1 protein-coding gene is annotated in these 1081 nt (G+C 56.6%); it reads left to right on the top strand.

Features of this window, described 5'->3' with window-relative positions; genetic code table 11:
* Positions 1-230 precede the first annotated feature (230 nt).
* Positions 231-1081, top strand: an 851-nt coding sequence (locus tag TK42_RS26720; RefSeq protein ID WP_103735516.1) for an alpha/beta hydrolase, incomplete at its 3' end; no start/stop codon positions are given.

Raw genomic sequence — 1081 nt, 5'->3', positions numbered from 1 at the left:
GGGGGCAGTTCTATTTAACCGTAGACTGTCCCTTTTTTCAGGGTGAATGGCAGCACTCAGCAAATACTAACAACGCTTCAAAGAGGTCGCGGAAATATATCTAAAGCCAATGGAAAAACCGAAGGTAGTCGCCCTGACATATCGCCTGAAAAGGGCTTTCCAGAACAAATGTTAATTCTCACTTAATCCCATCCAAACAGCATCCGAATACCCTACTCGGAGCTCCGTCCATGCCCCTGGCCCGCATTATCTGCATTGCCGCCCTGCTCACAGCCAACACCGCCCCTGTGCTCGCTGCCACTGAAGGGCCCAGCTACGGCCCTGAACTCCAGGGTTTTCAATACCCCCATCCCGTTGAACATTTCACCTTCCAGTCCCAAGGCAAATCCCTGCAAATGGGCTACATGGACGTGCCTGCCAAAGGCAAAGCCAACGGCCGCAGCGTGGTGCTGATGCACGGCAAGAACTTTTGCGGTGCCACCTGGGAAGGTTCGATCAAGGCCTTGAGCGACGCCGGTTACCGCGTGATCGCGCCGGACCAGGTGGGCTTCTGCACCTCCAGCAAGCCCGATCACTACCAGTACAGCTTCCAGCAATTGGCGGCCAACACCCACCAACTGCTGGAAAAACTCGGCATCCAGAAGGCCACGGTGATCGGCCATTCCACCGGCGGGATGCTTGCCACCCGCTATGCCTTGATGTACCCCGAGCAAACCGAACAACTTGGACTGGTGAACCCTATCGGCCTGGAAGACTGGAAAGCCCTCGGTGTGCCCTACCAGAGCGTCGACCAGTGGTACCAGCGCGAGCTGAAAATGAGTGCCGACGGGGTGCGCAAATATGAACGCGACACCTATTATGGCGGGCGCTGGAAGCCGGAATACGAACGCTGGGTGGATATGCTCGCGGGCCTGAACAAAGGCCCGGGGCATACCCAAGTCGCGTGGAACTCGGCATTGATTTACGACATGATCTTCACCCAACCGGTGTACTACGAATTCAAGGATCTGAAGGTGCCCACCCTGTTGCTAATTGGCACCAGCGACACCACAGCCATCGGCAAAGATGTGGCGCCGCCGGC

It is taken from the genome of Pseudomonas sp. GZJR-8 (assembly GCF_002916705.1).
In the GTDB taxonomy this organism is placed as follows: Bacteria; Pseudomonadota; Gammaproteobacteria; order Pseudomonadales; family Pseudomonadaceae; genus Aquipseudomonas; species Aquipseudomonas synxantha_A.
Note: the sequence above shows the minus strand (reverse complement) of the source record. Positions and strands in the feature narration are given on the sequence as shown.